At 71.2% G+C, this 22,984-nt stretch carries 21 protein-coding genes and 1 rRNA gene; 16 read left to right on the top strand and 6 right to left on the bottom strand.

What is annotated here, in order from left to right; translation table 11 throughout:
* The 9 genes from rrf to pstB all read left to right on the top strand — a co-directional run.
* Window positions 1-87: ribosomal RNA gene (rrf, locus tag PUR56_RS25690) — 5S ribosomal RNA — on the top strand; the annotation flags it as partial.
* Window positions 88-213: 126 nt separating this feature from the next.
* On the top strand, window positions 214-1,209 hold the full coding sequence (gene mshD, locus PUR56_RS25685) for a mycothiol synthase (protein ID WP_443034567.1): 996 nt from the start codon (window positions 214-216) through the stop codon (window positions 1,207-1,209).
* A 416-nt stretch (window positions 1,210-1,625) separates the two neighbouring features.
* Entirely contained in the window at window positions 1,626-3,803 is a 2,178-nt protein-coding gene (locus tag PUR56_RS25680; RefSeq protein ID WP_329884030.1) for an RNA degradosome polyphosphate kinase, read from the top strand.
* A 150-nt stretch (window positions 3,804-3,953) separates the two neighbouring features.
* Window positions 3,954-5,072 carry a CHAD domain-containing protein gene (locus PUR56_RS25675; protein WP_329950638.1) on the top strand — a complete coding sequence of 373 codons (1,119 nt, stop codon included), beginning with the start codon at window positions 3,954-3,956 and terminating at the stop codon, window positions 5,070-5,072.
* A 37-nt stretch (window positions 5,073-5,109) separates the two neighbouring features.
* Window positions 5,110-5,553 (top strand): NUDIX hydrolase, encoded by a 444-nt coding sequence (locus PUR56_RS25670; protein WP_443034568.1) that lies wholly within the window; start codon window positions 5,110-5,112, stop codon window positions 5,551-5,553.
* A gap of 244 nt (window positions 5,554-5,797) precedes the next feature.
* Complete coding sequence (pstS, locus tag PUR56_RS25665) at window positions 5,798-6,934, top strand: phosphate ABC transporter substrate-binding protein PstS (protein WP_329950637.1); 1,137 nt, start codon at window positions 5,798-5,800, stop codon at window positions 6,932-6,934.
* Window positions 6,935-7,080: 146 nt separating this feature from the next.
* A complete protein-coding gene (gene pstC / locus PUR56_RS25660; protein ID WP_329884017.1) occupies window positions 7,081-8,061 on the top strand; it encodes a phosphate ABC transporter permease subunit PstC in 981 nt (326 codons plus the stop codon).
* Window positions 8,058-9,134 carry a phosphate ABC transporter permease PstA gene (gene pstA, locus PUR56_RS25655; protein WP_329950636.1) on the top strand — a complete coding sequence of 359 codons (1,077 nt, stop codon included), beginning with the start codon at window positions 8,058-8,060 and terminating at the stop codon, window positions 9,132-9,134. Before pstC ends, pstA begins: the two co-directional genes overlap by 4 nt.
* A gap of 66 nt (window positions 9,135-9,200) precedes the next feature.
* Entirely contained in the window at window positions 9,201-9,977 is a 777-nt protein-coding gene (pstB, locus tag PUR56_RS25650; RefSeq protein WP_329884014.1) for a phosphate ABC transporter ATP-binding protein PstB, read from the top strand.
* Between the two features lie 211 nt (window positions 9,978-10,188).
* Here pstB and PUR56_RS25645 read toward each other — a convergent pair whose 3' ends face one another.
* Window positions 10,189-11,187, bottom strand: a complete 999-nt coding sequence (locus PUR56_RS25645) for an inorganic phosphate transporter (RefSeq protein WP_329884013.1) — start codon at window positions 11,185-11,187, stop codon at window positions 10,189-10,191.
* Window positions 11,188-11,192: 5 nt separating this feature from the next.
* Window positions 11,193-11,813 (bottom strand): DUF47 domain-containing protein, encoded by a 621-nt coding sequence (locus PUR56_RS25640; protein WP_329884012.1) that lies wholly within the window; start codon window positions 11,811-11,813, stop codon window positions 11,193-11,195.
* A 393-nt stretch (window positions 11,814-12,206) separates the two neighbouring features.
* On the opposite strand from PUR56_RS25640, the gene PUR56_RS25635 reads away from it, so the two are divergent.
* The gene (locus tag PUR56_RS25635; RefSeq protein WP_329950635.1) at window positions 12,207-12,668 is read left to right on the top strand and encodes a metal-sensitive transcriptional regulator; all 462 of its coding nucleotides are present in this window, start codon (window positions 12,207-12,209) and stop codon (window positions 12,666-12,668) included.
* Between the two features lie 171 nt (window positions 12,669-12,839).
* On the opposite strand, the gene PUR56_RS25630 is transcribed toward PUR56_RS25635, so the two are convergent.
* Both PUR56_RS25630 and PUR56_RS25625 read right to left on the bottom strand, forming a co-directional pair.
* A complete protein-coding gene (locus PUR56_RS25630; RefSeq protein ID WP_329950640.1) occupies window positions 12,840-13,043 on the bottom strand; it encodes a hypothetical protein in 204 nt (67 codons plus the stop codon).
* A gap of 298 nt (window positions 13,044-13,341) precedes the next feature.
* Entirely contained in the window at window positions 13,342-14,241 is a 900-nt protein-coding gene (locus PUR56_RS25625; RefSeq protein WP_329950634.1) for a hypothetical protein, read from the bottom strand.
* 196 nt (window positions 14,242-14,437) lie between these two features.
* On the opposite strand from PUR56_RS25625, the gene PUR56_RS25620 reads away from it, so the two are divergent.
* The gene (locus tag PUR56_RS25620; RefSeq protein ID WP_329950633.1) at window positions 14,438-14,629 is read left to right on the top strand and encodes a hypothetical protein; all 192 of its coding nucleotides are present in this window, start codon (window positions 14,438-14,440) and stop codon (window positions 14,627-14,629) included.
* Window positions 14,630-14,713: 84 nt separating this feature from the next.
* On the opposite strand, the gene PUR56_RS25615 is transcribed toward PUR56_RS25620, so the two are convergent.
* Both PUR56_RS25615 and PUR56_RS25610 read right to left on the bottom strand, forming a co-directional pair.
* Window positions 14,714-15,430: a phosphatase PAP2 family protein gene (locus tag PUR56_RS25615; protein ID WP_329950632.1), complete on the bottom strand. Its 717-nt coding sequence runs from the start codon at window positions 15,428-15,430 to the stop codon at window positions 14,714-14,716.
* A gap of 194 nt (window positions 15,431-15,624) precedes the next feature.
* The gene (locus PUR56_RS25610) at window positions 15,625-16,806 is read right to left on the bottom strand and encodes a C40 family peptidase (RefSeq protein ID WP_329950639.1); all 1,182 of its coding nucleotides are present in this window, start codon (window positions 16,804-16,806) and stop codon (window positions 15,625-15,627) included.
* Between the two features lie 248 nt (window positions 16,807-17,054).
* Here PUR56_RS25610 and PUR56_RS25605 point away from each other — a divergent pair, with 248 nt between their 5' ends.
* From PUR56_RS25605 to PUR56_RS25585, 5 genes are all read left to right on the top strand, one after another.
* A complete protein-coding gene (locus PUR56_RS25605) occupies window positions 17,055-17,405 on the top strand; it encodes a hypothetical protein (protein WP_329884006.1) in 351 nt (116 codons plus the stop codon).
* A 227-nt stretch (window positions 17,406-17,632) separates the two neighbouring features.
* Window positions 17,633-18,454 (top strand): hypothetical protein, encoded by an 822-nt coding sequence (locus PUR56_RS25600; RefSeq protein WP_329950631.1) that lies wholly within the window; start codon window positions 17,633-17,635, stop codon window positions 18,452-18,454.
* A 307-nt stretch (window positions 18,455-18,761) separates the two neighbouring features.
* Window positions 18,762-19,805 carry a hypothetical protein gene (locus tag PUR56_RS25595; protein WP_380521747.1) on the top strand — a complete coding sequence of 348 codons (1,044 nt, stop codon included), beginning with the start codon at window positions 18,762-18,764 and terminating at the stop codon, window positions 19,803-19,805.
* A 7-nt stretch (window positions 19,806-19,812) separates the two neighbouring features.
* A complete protein-coding gene (locus tag PUR56_RS25590; protein WP_329884003.1) occupies window positions 19,813-21,387 on the top strand; it encodes an SCO6880 family protein in 1,575 nt (524 codons plus the stop codon).
* An 18-nt stretch (window positions 21,388-21,405) separates the two neighbouring features.
* Window positions 21,406-22,755: an ATP-binding protein gene (locus PUR56_RS25585; protein ID WP_329950629.1), complete on the top strand. Its 1,350-nt coding sequence runs from the start codon at window positions 21,406-21,408 to the stop codon at window positions 22,753-22,755.
* Window positions 22,756-22,984: the final 229 nt, after the last annotated feature.

Below are 22,984 nucleotides of genomic sequence, written 5' to 3'. Positions count from 1 at the left end.
GGTTACATTCCGAACCCGGAAGCTAAGCCTCACAGCGCCGATGGTACTGCAGGGGGGACCCTGTGGGAGAGTAGGACGCCGCCGAACAATCATTGTGAAGAACCCCCGTCCGGGATCCGGACGGGGGTTCTTTGCGTTTCCCCCCGATTCCCGTTGACGTATCGTCAGGGCATGGACGACGGAACGCCGACAACGGGCGACACAACTGGCTCTGTGACCGGACCTGCCACCGGACCTGCGGCGGACGGCGCCGCAGTCGCCGCGACCGAGGTGCTGCGGCCGGAGCAACGTGACGGCGCCCTACGCGTCCTGGAGGACGCGCAGGCGGTGGACGGCCGCGCGGCGGTCTCGGAGCAGGGTCGGCTGCGTCTGCGCTCGTCGGAGACGGCCCGGCCGGGGGTGATCCACTTCGTCGAGACCGAGACCGAGACCGAGAGCGTCGTCGGCTACGGCCAGTTGGAGGTACCGGAGGGGACCGGCGCCAATCCCTCCGCCGAGCTCGTCGTCGCCCCGGTCTCGCGCGGCCGCGGTCTGGGACGCCCGCTGGTGGACGCCGTCCTCTCCCGGGCCCACCGGGCCGGCCGGGAGTCCGTGGACTTCTGGGTGCACGGCGGGCATCCGGCCGCCAGGCACCTGGCCGGGCAGTACGGGGCCGAGCTGGTCCGGGAGCTGCGGCAGATGCGCCGGACCGGACCGCAGACCGAGGCGGTGGCCCTGCCCGACGGGGTCGAGCTGAGGACCTTCCGCCCCGGCGAGGACGACGCCGAATGGCTCCGCCTCAACGCCCTCGCCTTCTCCCACCACCCCGAGCAGGGCGCGTGGACCGAGCGGGACCTGGCAGACCGGCTGGCCGAGCCGTGGTTCGACCCGGCCGGCTTCTTCCTCGCCACCCGGGACGGCCGGGTGGTGGGCTTCCACTGGACCAAGGTGCACCCGGCGACCGAGGCCGGGCCCGCCCTGGGTGAGGTGTACGTCGTCGGGGTCGACCCGGCGGAGCAGGGCAGCGGGCTCGGCAGGGCGCTCACCGCCGCCGGCCTGCGGCACCTGACGGGCACCGGGGCCGGCGAGCGCGGGCTGGAAACCGTATTGCTGTACGTCGACGCCGACAATCCGGCCGCCGTGCGGGTATATGAACGACTGGGATTCACGATTCACGAGATCGACCTGATGTACCGGGCCCGGTACTCCGACAGCCGAAGCCGCAGCTGAGGCCCAGGAGCGCCGACCGAGGCCCCGGGAGCAGGAAGGGTCCCCGCCGGAAGCACGAGGAGGGAGGTCCCGGGGTCCCCGTCGGACGGCCCCACCGAGGCGACCCGGAGGCATCACGCGGCCCGGCGGACGGATAGCGGAGAAGGTGGGGCCGAGGCAACGGTAGTGCGCCTACACCCCGGCCCCGACCGCCTCAGCTTTCCTCCTGGCCATGCGGTGTTTACCGTGGATTCAATTAATGCCGCGAAGATCACAGGATGAAGTCCGTAGTGTCTCGCTCGTGCAGCATCGGCCGACACCCGCTGGCCGGTCCTGTGACGACCGCGCCGGGTGGGTGGGCGTTGGCGCTGGGCGAGGACGACGGCCCGCAGAGCAATTCGCGTCCGGACGCCGTCCTGCTGGAGGAGCTGGAGCCCATGAGCATCCCCCGCCCCGTCTCTGCCCCGCTGTCCCCGCCCGCCCGGTTGTCCAGTGCGCTCGGCATTCCGCCCGAGCTGCCGGCCGCGGACGAGCAGGACTTCGAGGAGCTGCCGCAGGGCCGCTTCCTGGACCGCGAGCGCAGTTGGCTCGCGTTCAACGAGCGCGTACTGGAACTGGCCGAGGACCCAGGGATCCCCCTGCTGGAACGGGCCAAGTTCCTGGCGATCTTCGCCAGCAACCTGGACGAGTTCTTCATGGTCCGGGTGGCCGGCCTCAAGCGCCGGATCGCCACGGGAGTGGCCCAGCGCAGCGCCTCGGGCCTTCAGCCGCGCGAGGTGCTGGACCTGATCTGGACCCGTTCGCGCGAGCTCATGGCGCGGCATGCCGCCGCGTTCCAGCAGGAGGTGCTGCCGGACCTCGCCGCCGAGGGGATCGAGGTGGTTCGCTGGTCCGAGCTCGCCGAGAAGGAGCAGGCGCGGCTGCACTCGCTGTTCCGGCAGAAGATCTTCCCGGTTCTCACCCCGTTGGCGGTGGACCCGGCACATCCCTTCCCGTACATATCGGGGCTGTCCCTGAACCTGGCGGTCGTCGTGCGCAACCCGGTCTCCGGGCACAAGCACTTCGCCCGGGTGAAGGTGCCGCAGTCGCTGGCCCGCTTCCTGGAGGCCTCCCCGCAGCGGTACGTGCCGCTGGAGGACGTCATGGGGGCGCACCTGGAGGAGCTCTTCCCCGGCATGGAGGTGCTCGCGCACCACGCCTTCCGGGTGACCCGCAACGAGGACCTCGAGGTCGAGGAGGACGACACCGAGAACATCCTCAAGGCTCTGGAGAAGGAGCTCATGCGGCGGCGGTTCGGCCCGCCGGTGCGGCTGGAGGTCGAGGAGTCGATCGACCCCTACATCCTGGACCTGCTGGTGCGGGAGCTGAACATCACCGAGGCGGAGGTCTTCCCGCTGCCCGGTCCGCTCGACCTGACCGGTCTGTTCGGCATCGCGGAACTGGACCGGCCGGAGCTGAGGTACCCGAAGTTCGTGGCGGGAACCGCCCGCGGACTGACGGACGTGGAGTCGGCCTCGCAGCCGGACATCTTCATGGCGATGCGGGAACGGGACGTGCTGCTGCACCACCCGTACGACAGCTTCTCCACCTCGGTCCAGGCCTTCCTGGAGCAGGCCGCGGCCGATCCCGACGTGCTGGCGATCAAGCAGACGCTGTACCGGACCTCCGGTGACTCGCCGATCGTCGACGCGCTGATCGACGCGGCGGAGTCCGGCAAGCAGGTGCTGGTCCTGGTCGAGATCAAGGCACGCTTCGACGAGCAGGCCAACATCAAGTGGGCCCGCAAGCTGGAGGAGTCCGGCTGCCACGTGGTCTACGGCCTGGTCGGGCTGAAGACGCACTGCAAGCTGTCGCTGGTGGTCCGGCAGGAGGGTGACACCCTGCGCCGTTACTCCCACGTCGGCACCGGCAACTACCACCCGAAGACGGCCCGGCTGTACGAGGACCTCGGTCTGCTGACCTCGGACCCGCAGGTCGGCGCGGACCTCTCGGACCTCTTCAACCGGCTCTCCGGATACTCGCGCCGCGAGTCGTACCGTCGGCTGCTGACCGCGCCGCGCGGTCTGCGGGACGGTCTGGTCTCGCGGATCCACAACGAGATCGCCAACCACCGGGCCGGCCGTCCGGCGCACGTGAAGATCAAGGTCAACTCGATCGTCGACGAGGCCGTGATCGACGCGCTGTACCGGGCCTCGCAGGCCGGGGTGCCGGTGGACGTCTGGGTGCGCGGGATCTGCGCGATCCGGCCGGGGGTGCCGGGGCTGAGCGAGAACATCCGGGTGCGCAGCATCCTGGGGCGCTTCCTGGAGCACTCGCGGGTGTTCGTCTTCGGCAACAACGGCGATCCGGAGGTGTGGATCGGCAGCGCCGACATGATGCACCGCAACCTGGACCGCCGGATCGAGGCGCTGCTGCGGATCACCGACCCGGCGCACCGGGCGGAACTGTCGGGGCTGATCGAGCTCGGCATGTCGGACGAGACGGAGTCCTGGCACCTCGGGGCGGACGGGTCGTGGACCCGGCACGCGCAGGACGCCGAGGGCAAGCAACTGCGGCACGTCCAGGACCTGCTCATCGACTCGCGTCAGCGTCGCCGGGCCGTCACCGCCCGGTGACGGCCGGTCGCCGCCACGACCCCGCTGACGCGAGACGCGACGACGCGACCGCGCGATCCACTGACGCGAGCCGCTGAGCGGTAGGGAGCCGCTGAGCGGTCGGCCACCAGCCCCGGGGACGGCCCCGGGGGAACGGGGATCTACCTAGTCATGACCGATGCGCCGATGACGGCCCAGGCGGCCTCCACCGCGACCGCCGGGGACATCCTCTCCAGCCATCTCACCGCCCTGGCGGGTGCGTTCCTGCGCGCGCTGCCGCTGGCCGTGGGCGAGGTCGGCGCCAGACCGGGGGCGTCCGTCGTCCCGTCCGGGGGGACGGACGACCTGCTGCGGGCGGTGCGGCGGATCAACGGGCTGCTGCACACCTTCGGCGCGGTCCTCGAACCGGGCTGGACGCAGGAGTCCCGGACCGATCTGCGCTGGCTGCTCAACCTGCTGGCGCTGGAGCCGGGGTACGTGCGGCGGGCGTCCCGGCTGCTGGGTGCGCTGGACGGGCTGAACGGCAGCGAGGCGGACGGTCCGGGGATGCTGGCCGGCCACGTGGGGGCGCCGAAGGCCCGGGCGCTGCTGGACCGGCAGCTGACCCTGGCACGGACCAGGGCGCACTCGACGGTGCTGCAGGAGCTGCGGTCGGCGCGGCTGCACGCGCTGGCGGACCGGATGACGCTGCTGGTGGCGGATGCGCCGCTGGCGGAGCAGGCCGGGGGCCGGGCGGGCGCGGTGCTGCTGCCGCAGGCGGGGGCCGCGCTCACCGCGCTGGCGGTGAGCATCCAGCAGCTGCCCCTGCAGCGTGCGGCCACGCCGTACGGAGGGGACGGACTGCGCCGGCTGGCGGCCGTGGCGCACACCGTGCCGGCCCAGGGGCAGGAGGCGCCGAAGGCCCGGGGCGCGCTGGACGCGGACGCGGCGCTGGCGGCGGACGACGCGCCGTGGCACCGGGCGCGGGTCCTGGTGAAGCGGGCCAGGTACGCGCTGGAGGTGTGCGGGCGGCCGTCGACGGTGCTGGACGAGCTGGACGGGGTGCTGGCGCGGCACCAGGAGGCCTCGGACGCGGCGGTGACGGCGGCGACGGCGGCGCGCACGCCGCGGATCACCCCGGCGACGGCGTACGTGCTGGGCGTGGTCCACGCCGACCAGCGGCTGGAGGTGGAGGCGGCCCGGTACGCCTTCGGGCGCCGCTGGCCGGAGCTGCCGCCCGGTCCGGAGGCCTGGCTGGAGCTGCCGCCGGCCGACGGCTGGGGGACGGCGGCGGAATCCCGGACGGCCTGAGGTGGGGAGACGGTCGGCGGTCCCCGGCCGGGGACCGGTGGTGCTGGCGGCCGGGGCCGTGCTCTGGCTGCCGGGACGGGTGAAGAGGAGCGGTCGCCTGGGGCGGCCCCGGATCGCGGTGATCCACCGGCCCAAGTACGACGACTGGAGCCTGCCCAAGGGGAAGCTGGACCGGGGCGAGGGCGTGGTCGAGGCCGCGCTGCGCGAGGTGTGGGAGGAAACCGGGTTCACCTGCGTGCTGGGGGAGGAGCTGCCGGCCCAGCACTACCTGGCGCAGGGCCGTCCCAAGGAGGTCCGGTACTGGGCCGCGGTGCCGGGGGCGGGGGAGTTCCGGCCGAACCGGGAGGTGGACCGGCTGGAGTGGCTGCCGGCCGGGAAGGCCCGGGCCCGGTTGACCCACGAGCGGGACCGCCGGCTGGTCGACGCGCTGCTGGAGCTGTTGGGGGCGCGGCCGGTCCGGTCGGCGTCCGCGGAGTCGTGAAGGAACGGTGGAAGTGATCTCGCCGCGCCCGGGTCGTGACGCAACCGTTACTACCTGACGTAGTTTCCTGCCATCCGTTCGAGGTTCACTCTCCGTTCACTTACGACCGGCTGACGCGTCACCTACCCGGCTTAACTTCGGTGTCACCGGAGGGCCGAACAGGCCCCGGACCACAGCAGAACCCGCGCTCCGCCGTGTCGTGCACGGCCCGCGCGCAGGGCAATGCCACAGAAAGGGACACCCTGTGAAGCTCCAGCGGAACGGCCGCTCCAAGGCCCTCGCGATCGGTGCCATGGCGCTCGTCAGCTCGCTGTCGCTCGCCGCCTGCGGTTCGGACGAGAACACCACCACCACCGGCGCCTCGGGCAGCGGCTCCGCCGCCCCGGCCGCCAAGATCGAGTGCGGCCCCAAGCCGGCCGCGCTGCTGGCCGCCGGCTCCACCGCGCAGGGCAACGCGATCGACGTCTGGAAGACGAACTTCGCCGCTGCCTGCAAGGAGTCCTCGGTCAACTACGGCGGCGGCGGCTCGGGCGCCGGTGTCCAGCAGTTCACCCAGGGCAAGGTCCAGTTCGCCGGTTCCGACTCGCCGCTGAAGCCGGCCGAGGTCGACGCCACCAAGGCGATCTGCACCGGTGGCCAGGGCATCAACCTGCCGCTCGTCGCCGGCCTGATCTCGATCGTCTACAACGTGGACGGCGTGGACAACCTGGTCCTCGACGGTCCGACCACCGCCAAGATCTTCGACTCGCAGATCACCAAGTGGAACGACCCGGCGATCGCGGCGCTCAACCCGGGCGCCAAGCTGCCCGACGCCGACATCCAGGCCGTCCACCGTACGGACGACTCCGGCACCAACGAGAACCTGACCAAGTACTTCGCCAAGGTCTCCAACGGCGCCTGGGCCTACCCGGCCGCCAAGGCGTGGGCCGGCAAGGGCGGGCAGGGCGCGAACGGCTCCGCCGGTGTCGCGGCCCAGGTGAAGCAGGTCAAGAACTCGATCAGCTACGCCGAGCTGTCCTACGCCCAGTCCAACAACCTGAAGAGCGCCGCCATCAACACCGGCGCATCCAAGCCGGTCGAGGCCACCGCCGCCAACGCCGCCACCACCTTCGCCAAGGCGAAGATCGCGGGCACCGGCAGCGACCTGGCGCTGACCCTCGACTACGGCACCAAGGACGAGGGTGCCTACCCGCTGGTCCTGGTCACCTACGAGATCGTCTGCGACAAGGGCAACAAGGCCGAGAGCCTCGACGCCCTGAAGGCGTTCCTGACCTACGCGGCCAGCGACGCCGGGCAGAAGGCCGTCGGCGAGGCGGGCTACGTCCCGCTGCCGAAGGAGCTGACGGACAAGGCCAACGCGATCATCCCGACGCTGGCCTGACCTCCGCAGGACCTCCGATGGAGCGGCCCCGTGGACGAGGGGGGCCGGGGCCGCTCCACCGGACGCATTGACCTAGAAGCACGTCCGGGGCACCGCCGCCAGGGTGCCGCCCCCTCGGGGCAGCACCACCAGACCGGAGTAGACCAATGACTTCAAACACCCCTGCCGCCCCGCGAGGCAGGGAACGCCGCAAGCGTGACAGCCGGGTCGGCGACAAGATCTTCATGAACCTGTCCCGCGGGTCGGGCATCCTGCTGCTGGTCATCATGGCCGCCATCGCAGGCTTCCTGACCTGGCGCGCGGGTATCGCGCTGACCAAGAACGAGGGCAACTTCCTCACCACCTTCGAGTGGACGCCGGACGCCCCGAAGCCGGTCTTCGGCATCGCCGTCCTCGCGTTCGGCACCATCGTCAGCGCGGCGATCGCGATGGCGATCGCCGTCCCGGTGGCCATCGGGATCGCGCTGTTCATCTCGCACTACGCCCCGCGCCGGATCGCCCAGCCGTTCGCCTACCTGGTGGACCTGCTGGCGGCCGTGCCCAGCATCATCTACGGCCTCTGGGGCGCGCTCTTCCTGGTGCCGCACCTGTACGGGCTGACCAGCTGGCTGGACGAGTACCTCGGCTGGACGTACATCTTCGACCAGTCCAAGGTCGGCACCGCCCCGCGCACCCTGTTCACCGTCGGCATCCTGCTGGCCATCATGATCCTGCCGATCATCACCGCGGTCAGCCGCGAGGTCTTCCGGCAGGTGCCGCGGATGCACGAGGAAGCGGCGCTCGCGCTCGGCGCGACCCGCTGGGAGATGATCCGGACCTCGGTGCTGCCCTTCGGCCGCCCCGGCATCATCTCGGCCTCGATGCTCGGCCTCGGCCGTGCGCTCGGCGAGACCATCGCCGTCGCCGTCGTGCTCTCCGCCAACAACTCCCTCTCGCTGCACCTGCTCGACCCGGGTGGCGGTACCTTCGCGCAGAACATCGCGCTGAAGTTCAGCGAGGCCCAGCCCTTCGGCCGGGACGCGCTGATGGCCTCCGGTCTCGTCCTGTTCGTGATCACCCTGCTGGTGAACGGTGCCGCGCGGCTGATCGTCGCCCGCCGCAAGGAGTACTCGGGGGCCAACGCATGAGCGCCGCGACCACGTCCGTTCCGGCGGACGCCCGCCCGGTCGACCGCCCGCTGACCGCCAACCGGCTCCCCAAGTGGGCCCCGGCCGCCATCGCCGCCGGCTCGATCGCCCTCGGCTGCGGCATCGGCCTGGTCGGCGGCCTGGAGAGCAAGCTCCAGTGGGGCCTGATCTCCGCGATCCTCTTCCTGGGCATCAGCTACGGGCTCGCGGCCCAGGTCGAGGGCCGCCGGCAGGCCAAGGACCGGTTCGCGACCTCGCTGGTCTGGGTGGCCTTCATCCTGGCCGTCATCCCGCTGCTCGCGCTCGTCACCTACACCGTCCAGCAGGGCGCCGAGGTGGTGGACAGCTACTTCCTGACGCACTCCATGAAGGGGGTGCGGTACTCGGGCCCCGGCGGTGGCATCTACCACGCGCTGATCGGCACCATGCAGCAGGTGCTGCTGGCCACCCTGATGGCGGCGCCGATCGGTCTGCTCACCGCGGTCTACCTGGTCGAGTACGGCCGGGGCACGCTCGCCAAGGCGGTCACCTTCTTCGTCGACGTCATGACGGGTGTCCCGTCGATCGTCGCCGGTCTGTTCATCCTGTCCCTGTGGAACATCGCCCTCGGCTTCAGCTACTCCGGCTTCTCGGGCAGCCTCGCGCTGGCCATCCTGATGATGCCGGTCGTGGTCCGCTCCACCGAGGAGATGCTCAAGCTCGTCCCGAACGAGCTGCGCGAGGCGTCGTACGCACTCGGTGTGCCGAAGTGGAAGACCATCCTGCGGATCGTCCTCCCCACCGCCATCGGCGGCATCACCACCGGTGTGATGCTCGCGGTCGCCCGCATCACGGGTGAGACCGCGCCGGTGATGATGCTGGTCTTCGGCGGGGACATCATCAACACCAACCCGTTCGACGGACCGCAGCAGTCGCTGCCGATGTACATCTGGCAGCAGTACGCCATGGTGAACAACGACTTCGGCTACGCGCGGGCCTGGGGTGCCGCGCTCGTGCTGATCGCCTTCGTGATGGCGCTCAACCTCATCGCCCGGGGCATCGCACGCTGGCGCTCGCCCAAGGGCGGACACTGACCGACTGACGTACGACCGGCATCTACGAGCGGCCCCCGGCCGCGGGCTGAAAGAAGACGAAAGAACATGGCCAAGCGCATCGACGTCAGCGGACTGTCCGCCTTCTACGGCAGCACCAAGGCCATCGAGGACATCTCGATGAGCATCGAGCCCCGCTCGGTGACGGCCTTCATCGGCCCCTCGGGCTGCGGCAAGTCGACCTTCCTGCGGACCCTCAACCGGATGCACGAGGTGATCCCCAACGCCCGGGTCGAGGGCAAGGTCCTCCTCGACGACGAGAACCTGTACGGGTCGACCGTCGACCCGGTCGCCGTCCGCCGCGCGGTCGGCATGGTCTTCCAGCGCCCGAACCCGTTCCCGACCATGTCGATCTACGACAACGTGGTCGCCGGGATGAAGCTCGCGGGTGTTCGCAAGAAGTCCGTCCTCGACGGTGTCGTGGAGAAGTCCCTCAAGGGCGCCAACCTCTGGAACGAGGTCAAGGACCGCCTGAACAAGCCGGGTGCCGGCCTCTCCGGCGGCCAGCAGCAGCGCCTCTGCATCGCCCGCGCCATCGCGGTCGAGCCCCAGGTCCTGCTGATGGACGAGCCCTGCTCCGCCCTCGACCCGATCTCCACCCTCGCCATCGAGGACCTGATCGGCGAGCTGAAGGAGCAGTTCACCATCGTCATCGTGACGCACAACATGCAGCAGGCGGCCCGCGTCAGCGACCGCACCGCCTTCTTCAACCTGGCCGGCGTCGGCCAGCCGGGCAAGCTGATCGAGCTCGACGACACGCAGCGGATCTTCTCCAACCCGTCCGTGCAGGCGACCGAGGACTACATCTCGGGCCGCTTCGGCTAGACCGCAGCACCCCGTCACAGCCGGTCTCCGGCCTCCGGTCCCCGGTGGCCGGTCTCCGGCCTCCGGGCCGGCAACGCCCGGAGACGGCCGACGGACCAGAGCTGCTTCGCGGTGCTGCATGGCGGTGCCGCCGCGGAGCATGGAAAAGGGCCCGCCCCCGAGATGTGGGGGCGGGCCCTGTCACGTCCGCAGGGTTCGGGGCGCCGGCCCGTCAGCCCCAGAACAGGTGGACGAACCAGTACACCAGCGCCGCGACGAGGGCGGCCGCCGGCATCGTGATGAACCAGCCGAGGACGATGTTCTTGGCGACGCCCCAGCGCACCGCGCGGATCCGCTTGGTGGCCCCCGCGCCCATGATCGCCGAGGTGATCACGTGGGTGGTGGAGATCGGCGCCTTGAAGACGAACGACGTGATGTACATGACGGTCGAGGCGGTGGCCTCGGCCGCGAAGCCCTGCGGCGGATCCAGCTCGATGATCTTCCGGCCGAGGGTCCGCATGATCCGCCAGCCGCCCGCGTAGGTGCCGAGCGAGAGCATGGTGGCGCAGGAGATCTTCACCCAGACCGGGATCGGGTCGCCCTCGGACTCGTGGCCCGAGATGGTGAGGGCCATGACCACGATGCCCATCGTCTTCTGGGCGTCCTGCAGACCGTGCGCGAGGGCCATGGCGGCGGCCGACGCGGTCTGTGCGACCCGGAAGTTGCGCTTGGCCCGGTGCGGGTTGGCCCGCCGGAAGATCCAGAGGATCGCCAGCATCACCAGGAAGCCGCCGACCAGGCCGACCACCGGCGAGACGATCATCGGAATGATGATCTTGTCGATGACCCCGTTCCAGATCACCTCGGTACCGCCGGCCAGCGCCGCACCCACCATGCCGCCGAACAGCGCGTGCGAGGAGGAGGACGGCAGACCGAAGTACCAGGTGACGAGGTTCCAGGCGATCGCTCCGACCAGCGCGGCGAACAGGATCGCCATCCCCTGGTTGCCGGTCGGGGTCTCGATGATGCCCTGGGAGACGGTGTGCGCCACCCCGCTGCCCAGGAAGGCGCCCGCCAGGTTCATCACCGCGGCCATCGCGAGCGCGGCCCGGGGGGTGAGCGCCCGGGTGGAGACCGAGGTGGCGATCGCGTTCGCCGAGTCGTGGAAGCCGTTGGTGTAGGTGAAGAAGAACGCAACGCCGATGACGGCGATGAGTGCTGCGGTGTCCACGAGGGTCAGGACTCCTTGACCGCGATGGTCTCCACCGTGTTGGCGACGTGCTCGAAGGCGTCCGCGGCCTGTTCGAGGACGTCCACGACCTGCTTGAGCTTGAGCACCTCGATGGCGTCGTACTGGCCCGAGAACAGGTGGGCGAGCAGCTTGCGGTGGATCTGGTCGGCCTGGTTCTCCAGCCGGTTGACCTCGATCCAGTACTCGGTCAGGTTGGACATGCTGCGCAGGTTCGGCATCGCCTCGCAGGTGAGCTCGGCAGCCCGGGCCAGCACCTCGATCTGCTGCTCGATGCCCTTGGGGAGGGTCTGGATGTCATAGAGGACGACCAGGTCGACGGCCTCCTCCATGAAGTCCATGATGTCGTCCAGCGACGAGGCGAGGTTGTAGATGTCCTCGCGGTCGAAGGGCGTGATGAAGGACGAGTTCAGCTGGTGGAAGACCGCATGGGTGGTGTCGTCTCCGGCGTGCTCGGCGGCGCGCATGCGCTCGACGATCTCCGCGCGGGCCGACACGTCTGATCCCAGCAGTTCCAGCAGGAGCTTCGAACCGACGACCAGGTTCTCCGCGGCAGCGGTGAACATGTCGTAGAAGCTCGTCTCCTTCGGGGTCAGGCTAAAACGCACGGAAATCTCCGATGTGCGGGGTAGGGGACTGAACGATGCTAGGTGCAACCAAGCGCAATTGCGCAAACGGGGTGGTCGAAGAGGAGCCGGAACTTCCCCTTCCGTTCGGCTGCCGCAGCCGTGGGCCCGGCCTGCATCCCAGGTGTGGGCGTGAGCCCCCAGTCTGACGGAACCTCGCCCGGATCGCCCCTGCCGTGCGCCGGGAAGACCGGGGTGTTCCCCGGACGGGGGAACCGCGCCCGCGCCCGGGCGCGCGCCCCGTCCGCGCCCCGCCCCCGCCGCGAACCGCTCCTCCGTACCGGCCGACCGGTACGGAGGAACACCACGACCGGCCCCGGTGTTGGACACTGGATGCCGACGCAGCCACCCAGGCACTCAGACGAAGGCGGGCCGATGACCACCACGCAAGCGCGCACCGAGCCGGAGCCGGCGCCGGCGGCCGGGGCGGAGGCGCATGGCGAGCAGACCGCGCCGGACGCGACCACGTCGGCCGCCGTCACCGCCGTCGCCACCGAGCCTGCCGACGCCGCGGCCACCGCCGACGCCGTCGGACACCACGGAGCCCACGGGGGGCCGCACGGGTACACCGCCCGGAAGGACGCCCACCTCAAGCGGCTGCGCCGGATCGAGGGCCAGATCCGCGGCCTGCAGCGCATGGTCGACGAGGACGTCTACTGCATCGACGTGCTCACCCAGGTCTCGGCCAGCACCAAGGCCCTCCAGTCCTTCGCGCTCTCGTTGCTGGAGGAGCACCTGCGGCACTGCGTCGCCGCTGCCGCCGAGGAGGGCGGCACCGAGCTGGACGCCAAGGTCGCCGAGGCCACCGCGGCCATCGCCCGCCTCCTGCGCAGCTGAACGCACGCCCCGGCCGTCCGACCGGCGGCCGCCCCGTTCCCTGCCGCCCTGCTTCGGGCTGTCCCGCTTCCGGCCGTCCTGGTCCCGGTGGGCCGCTTCCGGCCGTCCCGGTTCATGGTCCCCGGCCGGTCGCTCCCGGCCGTCATGGTCCCCGGCCGGTCGCTCCCGGCCTCAGTCGTCGAGCTCCAGGCCGTTCCGCACGGGCCCGGTGACCGGACCGCCGTCGGGCCGGTCGAGCAGGACCTCGTCGATCCGTTCGGTCGGCAGACGGTCGCCGCTGCTGGCCGTGGCCGCGATCATCAGCTCCCCGGCCAGCTCGATCTCGTCGAGGGCCGCGTCGTCGTGGCCGCCGCTGCGGCTGCCCGTGGACGACATCACCTGCACCACCCCTTCAGCGCCTCGCCAGCCCGGGCGGCAGCCACCCGGCGTCCAGCCTAGGCACTCCGGAGCCCGCCCACATGGCACGGACGGGCCATCTCGGAGCCGCCGAAACGGGTGGCCCGGCAGGTATCCCGGGCCCACCCGGTCCGACGGTGTCCCCTTTCGCCCCGCTCCCGGCCCCCGCGCCGGGTCCCCTCCTCCGGCCTCCTCCTCCGGCCTCCTTCTCCGCGCCGCGCCGTCGCGCCGCCCGGCCGCCGGGCTGTGGGCCGGGACGCGGCCGGGCCACCGGGCCCTACTTCGGGCTCTCGGTGGGCTTCATCGCGTAGATGTCGGAGGCCGGCGGCTCCGCGGCCTCCACCGGCTTGCCGAAGTCCGTCAGCGAGGTGGTCGAGACCACCTTCACCTGGTCCTTCGCCTCCTTCGAGCCGGCCACCCCGGCGAAGGTGAAGACCTCGACCACCTTGTGGAGCCGGCCCTGCTCGTCCAGCCAGGCGTCGTACGGGACCTCCTTGACCGTGAAGGTCTGCGCCGCCATCCGCAGCCCGTCCCCGCCCCGTCCGCCGGTGGCGTCCGCCGCCTTGGTGAGGTCCAGGGTGCCGCGGTAGTGCTTCAGGGCCGCCCCGCCGACCGTCTCGGTGCCGACCAGTTCCGCCTGCTGGGCGCCGCGCAGCGCGCCCGCCGCGGAGGCCGGGTCGGTCGCGCCGCCGCTGACCAGGTTCCCGTCCGGGAGCTGGCGGACGTCGAGCTTGACCCACTTGCCCTCGGGCACCTTGGCGCCGCTGTTCTGCAGGTAGACGGTGCCCGGCAGGAGCACCTCGACGATCTTGCCGGTGGTCGCCGCGCCCGGCGGCACCTGAACCTCCAGCCGGCCGATCCGCTTCACGTAGTCGTAGCCGCCGGTGCCGGTGAAGACGGCCTTCTTGTCGGCGGACTCGGTCACCAGCTCGGTGGCCGCGTGCGCGGAGCCGGTCCGGCCCGTGATGTCGGCGGCGTTGCGGACAGCCGTCAGCGGGTCGGCGGCGAGCCGGTCCGGGCTGCTGCTCGCCTGCTGGTCGGCGGAAGCGTCGCCGGCGCCGTCCGAGCAGCCGCTCAGTCCGGTCAGGACGGCGGCGAGCAACGCGGCCCCCGCCGCCGGCCGCAGCCGCGGCCCGGACCGGCCGGTCCGCCGGCCACTGCGCTGTTGGTCGGTCATCTTCATCCTCGCGACAACCCCCTCGGGCCCGACTGCCCCGCCGGCCACCAGTGGATGGGCAGAGCTCTTTCCGGGCAAACGAGTTGACGTGAGAAGGGTTACGCGGGAACCGGCGCGCGCCGGATGTCGCACGCCGGAGCGCCGGATACCTCCCGGGCGTCGCGGTCTGGGGCTCTGGAGCGTTACGGTGAAGCACGTGCACAGTGAGCTGCCGGCCAAACCCGGCACCACCCGGATGCCCGAGCACCGTGTCGCGATCAGCGAACACGGTTCCTTCTGCTTCGCGACCTGCGTCTGCGGCTGGTTCTCCCCGGCCCGCCGCTCGCGCGACCTCACCCGGCGGGAGGCCGCCGACCACCTCGCCGCCAGCGGCGAGGAGGACGGATAGGCCGGAGGGGTCCGGGACCCCTCCGCGCTCCGCCCGACGAGGCTTCGGGGGCGCTGCGGTGCGCGGGGGAGGGCCCGTGGCGGCTCAGGCCGCCAGATCGGACTCCGGCGGCTGTTCGTCGGCCCGGACGGAGCCCCGCGGGCCGCCGCCGCGACGGCGCCCGCCCGATCGCCGGCCACCGCCCTGCGGGGCGCGGATCAGCGGGGCGAGAGCGGTCCGGCCGATCGCATGGCAGAACGGGACGAGCACGGCCATCGCGATCGGCGCCAGCAGCAGGACCACCGCCGTCGCGAGCGCGAAGCCGCCGATCACGTCGGTGGGGTAGTGGACGCCCATGTACATCCGGCAGAAGCCCTGCAGCAGGGCCAGCCCGCCGGCGATCCAGCCGAGCCGCCGGTTCACGAGGAACAGCGCCACCGCGATGCCCATCGACATCGTGGAGTGGTCGCTGACGAAGGAGTACGTGCCCTCCTTGCCCTCCACCAGCACGTCCAGGCCGGCATGGTCGACGAAGGGCCGCGGACGGTCCACGATGGCCGAGATCGGCAGGTTGGCCACCTCGGCGATGGCGACCGCGAGCGGGGCCCAGAGCAGCCCGGCGACGGCCACCGGGGCGTCCGGACGGCGTCTGGCCCGGAGCCAGCCGGTCAGACCGAGCAGGGCGAGGCCGAGCAGGATGCCGTACTCACCGATCCAGGACACCGCATGGTCCAGCCAGGCCGGGGAACGCCTGGCCAGGCCGTTGACGGCGTAGAGCAGGCCGAGGTCGGGGTTGGTCGTGTCGGCAAGCGGCGTCGACACGCCGCACCTCCTTCTGGTCCGCAGCACCTGATCGTTCCGGCCGTGGTCCGCGCAGCGCCGCCCAGGTCAGGCGGGCTGACGCGGGACCATCCGACACAACGTCATAACCGGTGCACAGCGTTCCACGGAAACGCGCGGTTATGGAAACTTGACTCAGCGTCCACAGTGCACTCACACCGCGCGGGCGGGCGGGGTCAGCTCTTTGCGGGCCTTTGACCTGCACCTGCCGTGACGGGGCCGGTGGCGAGCGGGGTCCTGGCCGCCGCCGGAGCGGGGGTCCCGGCCGGGTTCGGGGCGGGGGTCGTCGGGTTCGGGGCGGGCGCGGCCGGGGCCGCCGGGTCGCCGGGACGGCTCGGGGCGATCACGGTGCCCTCCGCGTCGCGCATCGGCAGCGCCTGGGCGGCGTCCGACGCGACGCGGGTCGCCCCGATGTACTCGCGGGTGTCGATCTTGTCGTAGCGGATCACCGCGTTCGTGTGCGGCGCGTTGATCATGTAGCCCCCGCCCACATAGATGCCGACGTGGTGGATGCTGCGCGGATCGCCGAGGTCGGTCGCCCAGAACACCAGGTCCCCCGGGCGCAACTGGTCGCGGGAGGGGTGCGGCCCGGCGTACCACTGGTCGTTGGCGACCCGGGGGAGCTTGATCCCCACGCTGGCGTACGCGGCCTGGGTCAGCCCCGAGCAGTCGAACCGCCCGTTCTGCGAGGGCAGCCCCTCACCGCCCCACTGGTAGGGGGTGCCGAGCTTGGTCTGCGCGAAGTAGATCGCGGCCGCCGACTGCGAGGAGACCTCCACCGGTGCGACCGGTGCGGCGAAGCTTCCGGCCGTCGCCAGGATGTTCCGCACGTAGCCCTGGGTCTCCTTGTACGGCGGAACGCCCTGGTACTTCGTCACCGCGCCCGGACCGGCGTTGTAGGCGGCCAGCATGTTGGACTGGCGGTCACCCGGGACCTTCGCGACGTAGGCGGCCAGCGCGCAGTCGAAGGTGGCCGCCGAGGCGATCGCGTCCAGCGGGTCCCAGGGGTCCTTCCGGCCGTCGTTGTTACCGTCCGTTCCGTAGGCCGACCAGGTGTCAGGCATGAACTGTGCCAATCCCTGTGCCCCCACGTAGGAACGGGCCCGTGGGTTGAAACCGCTTTCCTGGTAGAGCTGTGCCGCGAGCAACGGCGGTGAGAGGTCGGGGCAGAGCTGTCCCCACTGCTGGATCGGCCCCTGGTACGCCGCCGGAACGGTTCCCGGGGAGAGGCCGGCGCGATTGCCCGACTGTTGTGGTGTCCCACTCGCCGCAAACGTCCCGACGGTCACCAGACCGACGAAGCCGATCAGGACAACTCCCGCAGCGGCGGCGGCCGTACCGGCCTTCCGGAGTACCATCAGCACCATCCCGACGAATCGTCAGTCGAAGTGTCCCGGAAGGCGTTGCTCACCGCAATCATCAGAGATACAAAGAGTGAGCGCTATCCTTCGTACGGTGGACATCCTCGCGTACGTGTCCGATGCCTCACGACCAATCTGCGAGAAGTAGCCAAGTCGACATCAGATCTGGCCAAGAATAGGTACTGACCCTTCGCGCGGGCGGGGTCTGGGCCCTTGAATTTGCCTGATCGGGCGGTGAGATGGAAATGGACCTGAGCAGCGTGAACAGCATCGCGATCGGCCACTTGGCCGAGGACCCTCCCAAGAAGCCGAATATCGACACCATCATCGGTGGGATCGCCCCGGACTGGGGCCCGTTCGCGAGCCTCGGGTCCGAGGCCCGGGTGATGGTCCAGGTCGTCATGGCCGTCGCGATCCTCGCCTGCCTCGGCCTCGCCGTCTGGGGTGCGGCCAAACAGCGGATCGGCGCCACCGCGATGCGTGACAGCTTCGGCGCCGAACAGGGCAAGGGGCTGATCATCGCCGGGCTGACCGGCGTGTTCATCATTGGATCACTCGGCACTCTGTTCACCATTGTGTACGGCATGGCCATCTGACGATCGGACAGATCGGGTGGTGACGGTGCGGGGAGACGGGGAACCGCCCGTCGCCGGGCCGACCGACCACCCGGCACGGTCGACCGTCCGACCGGACGGCCGTCCGGTCGACCGGGATCCGCCGGAGTCCCCCCGGGAATCCCGCCCCACCACCTCTCCCTCCGCGCCCGCCCCCGGGCGGAGGGGCCCCCGGAGCCGCCCCGGCTCCCCGCACCAGGAGGGCCGCCGTGCCGTTGTCCGACGACCAGCCGCACACTCGCACGCGGCTGCCGGTCGGTGAACAGCCCTCCTCCCTGGCGGCCGCCCGTCAACCCAGGCCGCTGCGCACGCTGCTGACGGTCCTGGTGGTCGTCACGCTCCTGGTGGTCGCGATCTCCATCGCCAACCGGGGCAAACCCGACCCGTCCGGCACCCCCGCGGGCGGCTCCGCCGACCGGGCCACCTCGACCGCCACCACCGGCGCGGGCCCCGCGCCCAGCGGCGACCAGCCCGTCGCCACCACCGCCAACGGCATCGCCGCAGGCTTCCCGCACACCGACCAGGGCGCCCAGTCGGCCGCGGCCAACTACGCGGTGGCCATCGGCTCCGCCGACATGTTCCGCACCGACAGCCGCCACACCATCGTCGCCACCATCGCCGACCCCACCGCCACCCCGACCCTCCAGGCCCGCCTGGACCAGGGGTTCGGCGGTGACACCGTGACCCGCTACGGACTGGACGCCCAGGGCCGCGCACCCAAGGGGCTCACCTTCGTCAGCCGTACCGTGCCGGTCGGTACCAAGTCGGTCGGCTACAGCGAAACGGAGACCAAGGTCGAGGTCTGGTGCACCGGCCTCACCGGCCTGGCCGGCGAACGATCGGTCCTGCCGGTCGTGGCGAACTGGTTCACGCTCACTTTCACCCTCCGCTGGACGGGCAGCGACTGGAAGCTCACCGACTACGCCAGCCGGCAGGGCCCCGCCCCCATGCCCGGCGACCAGCAGGCCGCCACCGCCGAGGAGATCACCGGCGCCGTCCAGCAGTTCGGGGGTTTCCGCTATGCCCGTTGACCACACACCGAGCCTTCGTAGCGCGCGCCGGGGTTCCGTAGCCGCGCCCGGCGGCCGAGCCCCCGCCCGCCGGGCGGGAACCGTGGCGGCCGCTGTAGCGGCCGTCCAGCTCACGGCGCTGCTCGCGGCGCAGCGGGCCTTCGCCGAGCCTTCGCCGTCCTCGTCGACGACACCGACGTCCAACCCGTCACCGACTGGCGCGCCCAACGCGAATTGCCCCGATCTGCCGATCTCGGGCAACGGCATTCTCTGCGTGGACAAACCCGGCGGTGGGGCCTCGCTTCCCGGGAGTGGGACGGTGGGGAGTGTGACCGATCCGCTGGGGTCGTTGGCGAAGGGGTGTGCGCAGGCGGCGGCGTGGGTGGTGCGGAAGCTGTCGGGGGCGATCGACGGGACGACGGAGGTGGACTTCACCAACGCGTCGTTCCTGCAGCAGTACGCGGTGGTGTTCGCCGCGTCGACGATCATCACGTTGGTGCTGTGGCTGCTGGCGGTGACCAAGCGGGCGGTGCGTGGGGCGCCGCTGGCGACGGCGGTGTCGGAGGCGATCGGGTTCCTCTGGCTGACGGTGGTGGCCTCGGCGTTCACGCCGCTGATCCTGTACACCGTGGTGAGTGCGACCGACGGGTTGACCAAGGCGGTCGCGGTGGGGACGAAGTCGGACACCGGGACGTACCTGGGCGGGTTCGCGGACACCCTGGAGAAGGGTGACATGGGCGGCGGGCCGCTGATCCTGATCATCGTCTCGCTGGTGGCCGTGCTGGCGGCGGCGGTGCTCTGGATCGAGCTGCTGATCCGGGCGGCGATGCTGTACGTGGGCGCGCTGCTGGGGACGGCGGTGTACGCGGGCCTGGTGGACAAGCAGCTGTGGAAGCACGTGCGCCGCTGGGCGGGGCTGATGGTGGCGGTGGACCTGGCGAAGCCGATCATCGTGATCATCCTCGGGCTGGCCGGTGCGGTGGCGGCCGGGGCGGGTGCGGACGACGACTTCGCCCGGGTGCTGTCGGGCCTGGCGATCCTCTTCCTGTCGATCTTCGCGAGCGCCGCCGTGTACCGGTTCGTACCGGGCTTCGGGGACGAGATGGTGAACATGCGCCAGGCCCGGGCCAGTGCGGTGTCGGCCGGGTCGGCGATGATCAACGGGACCGCGAACCTGATGAAGCAGGGCATCACCACCCACGGCGACCGCGGCGGGCAGCCTGGCGGCGGGGGCGGGGGTGCCGGCGGCGGTTCGGTCGCACCGGGCATCGCCGCCCACGCGTCGCGGACGCCCGCGCCACCGCAACAGGCCGGGCCGCCGGCCCAGGCCTCGGGTCCGCTCCGCGACAGCAATCCAGCGAAGGGAGGGTGACGGGTAAGTGAGCAGCGAACCGCTCGGCCAGTACGGGGCCCAGTACGCCCAGTCGTACGTGCACCAGCGTCGTACCTATCTGATCGGCAAGGCCCGCCCCAACGCGCCGATCGGCCGGAACAGGGAGTCCGGCGAGATCGTGCTGATCATCTTCGGCGCCTTCCTCGGCATGGTCTGGGGCCTGATGATGCCGATCCTGCCGCTGCGGATCGGGGGCCTGGTCGGCCTGCCCCTGCTGGCGATCGCGGCGGTGTACGTGCCGTACCGGCGCCGGACGTTCTACAAGTGGGTGGAGATCAACCGCACCTACCGCCGGACGGTCCGCAGCGGGCGGGGTGTGTGGAAGTCGGACGCGATGGACGCCGGGACGCGGCTGGACGGCCGCGAGGTGGAGATCGGCCCGCCGCCGGGAGTCGGACGGCTGCGCTGGCTGGCGGCGCCGTTCGGGCCGGACGAGGTCGGGGTGCTGATGCACCTGGAGCGGCGCACGGTGACGGCGGCGATCGAGATCGAGGGCCCGGGCGTCGGCCTGCGGGACTCGGAGGACCAGGAGGCGCTGGTCGACCGGTTCGGGACGCTGCTGAAGCACGTCGCCAACGGGGACGGCTTCGTGACCCGGCTGCAGATCCTCGCCCGGACGCTGCCGGCCGACCCGGACGCGCACGCCAAGGACGTGGAGCGGCGCGGGGACCCGGACTCGCCGCGCTGGCTGATGGAGTCGTACGACCAGTTGCAGTCGATGGTGTCGACCTCCTCCGAGCAGCACCGGGCGTACCTGGTGGCCTGCATGCACTACACCCGTGACCTGGCGGCCGAGGCGCACGCGATGGGCCGGACCGCGAACGGGCGGCGGACCCGGGACGACGAGGGGCTGGCGGCGGTGATGGCCCGCGAGCTGACCGACATCTGTGCGCGGCTGGCGGAGGCGGACATCCGGGTGCGGCAGCCGCTGGGCCAGGCGCGGCTCTCCTCGCTGCTGCACTCGATGTACGACCCGGACCACCCGATCGACCACATCCAGGCGATGTCGAAGCGGAACGCCTGGCCGGCCGAGCTGGACGCCACGCACCAGCAGTACCTGCAGGCGAAGACCCGCGAGTCGGTGACCCGGGAGCCCTGGTGCCACGCGACGGCGTGGGTCAAGGAGTGGCCGCTGACCCCGGTGGGCGTCAACTTCCTGGCGCCGCTGCTGGTGCACACCCCGGACGTGATCCGGACGGTCGCGGTGACGATGGACCTGGAGCCCACCGACGTCGCGATCGAGCGGATGCTCACCGAGAAGACCAACGACGAGGCGGAGGCCAGCCGCGCCGCCAAGATGAACCGCACGGTCGACCCGCGCGACCTCGCCCACACGGGCCGGGTGGACCAGCGCGGCGACGACCTCGCGTCCGGTGCGGCCGGGGTGAACCTGGTCGGCTACATCACGGTCTCCTCGCGCAATCCGGAGGCGCTGGCCCGGGACAAGCGGACCATCCGCGCCTCGGCCGGCAAGAGCTACCTCAAGCTGGAGTGGTGCGACCGCGAGCACCACCGCGCGTTCGTCAACACCCTGCCGTTCGCCACCGGCATCCGCCGCTGATCCACCTGGAGGCCCCGCATGGCGATCGGTAACCTCACCGACGCGTTCACCAGCCTGATGTACGGCAAGGTGGAGACCACGCGCCTGCCCGTGCGCACCTCCACCGGGCAGGCGCAGGCGGTCTACCTGCCGACCGCCGCGCCCGGACTCGGCGACTCGGGCGTGATCATCGGGCGCGAGGTGTACAGCGGCAAGGGGTACGTCTACGACCCGTTCCAGCTGTACGGGCAGCAGCTGCCGGCGCCGCACTGGCTGGTGCTCGGCGAGTCCGGGAACGGCAAGTCGGCGCTGGAGAAGACCTACGTGCTGCGCCAGCTGCGCTTCCGGGACCGCCAGGTGGTGGTGCTGGACGCGCAGGGCGAGGACGGGGTCGGCGAGTGGAACCTGATCGCCAACGCGCTCGGCATAAAGTCGATCCGGCTGGACCCGATGGCGGCCCGGGACGGCGGGGTGAAGCTCAACCCGCTGGACCCGGCGATCACCCAGACCGGGCAGCTGTCGCTGCTGCGCACCATCGTCGAGGTGGCGATGGGGCGGGGTCTGGAGGAGCGGGCCGGCTTCGCGCTGAAGGCCGCGCACGCGCACGTGGCGGCCAACGTCCTGAACCGGCAGCCGGTGCTGGACGACATCATCGACACCCTGCGCAATCCGGCACTGGCCTCGGTGGAGTCGCTGGGCGTGGCGGTGGACGAGGTGCAGTCGTGGGGTCTGGACGTGGCGCTGGTGCTGGACCGGCTGGTCGACGGTGACCTCAGGGGCATGTTCGACGGGTCGACCACCGACGGCATCGACCTGGACGCGCCGCTGATCGTCTTCGACCTCTCGCACATCGACCGGAACTCGATCGCGATGCCGATCCTGATGGCGATCGTCGGGGTCTGGCTGGAGCACACCTGGATCAGGCCGGACCGGAAGAAGCGGATCTTCCTGGTCGAGGAGGCCTGGCACATCATCAACAGTCCGTTCGTGGCCCAACTGTTCCAGCGTTTGCTGAAGTTCGGCCGCCGGCTGGGCCTGTCGTTCGTCGCCGTGGTCCACCACCTGTCGGACGTGGTGGACGGCGCGGCGGCCAAGGAGGCCTCGGCGATCCTGAAGATGGCCTCGACCCGGACGATCTACATGCAGAAGGCGGAGGAGGCGCGGGCCACCGGCCGGGTGCTGGGTCTGCCGCGCTGGGCGGTGGAGATCATCCCCACACTTTCGCCGGGCATCGCGGTCTGGGACGTCAACGGGAACGTCCAGGTGGTGAAGCACATCATCACCGAGGCCGAGCGGCCACTGGTCTACACCGACCGCGCGATGACCGAGGACGCCGTCGCCGAACGGGTGCGCGCAGAGCGTCAGTTGGCGTCCGAACCGGGCGTCTGAGCCCGGTTCGCCGGCGGCCCCGACGGGCGCCCGGCCGCGCTCCCCGCGAGCGGCGGCCGGGGTGCGCCGGGGGCGTGCCGGCGGGGAAAGTCCGGCGACGATTCGTCAGTAGGTAACCCTGTCGTTACGTCCAGGGTCCTGACAGCTACGCGCGTTGACTCTAGGCTGCACTCGCGCAACGACACTCAGCGCCCCTACGGACCCGTCCACAGCCGGGCGCTCTCTCTCA

This window comes from Streptomyces sp. BE303 (assembly GCF_036290945.1).
Classification (GTDB): domain Bacteria; phylum Actinomycetota; class Actinomycetes; order Streptomycetales; family Streptomycetaceae; genus Kitasatospora.
Note: the sequence above shows the minus strand (reverse complement) of the source record. Positions and strands in the feature narration are given on the sequence as shown.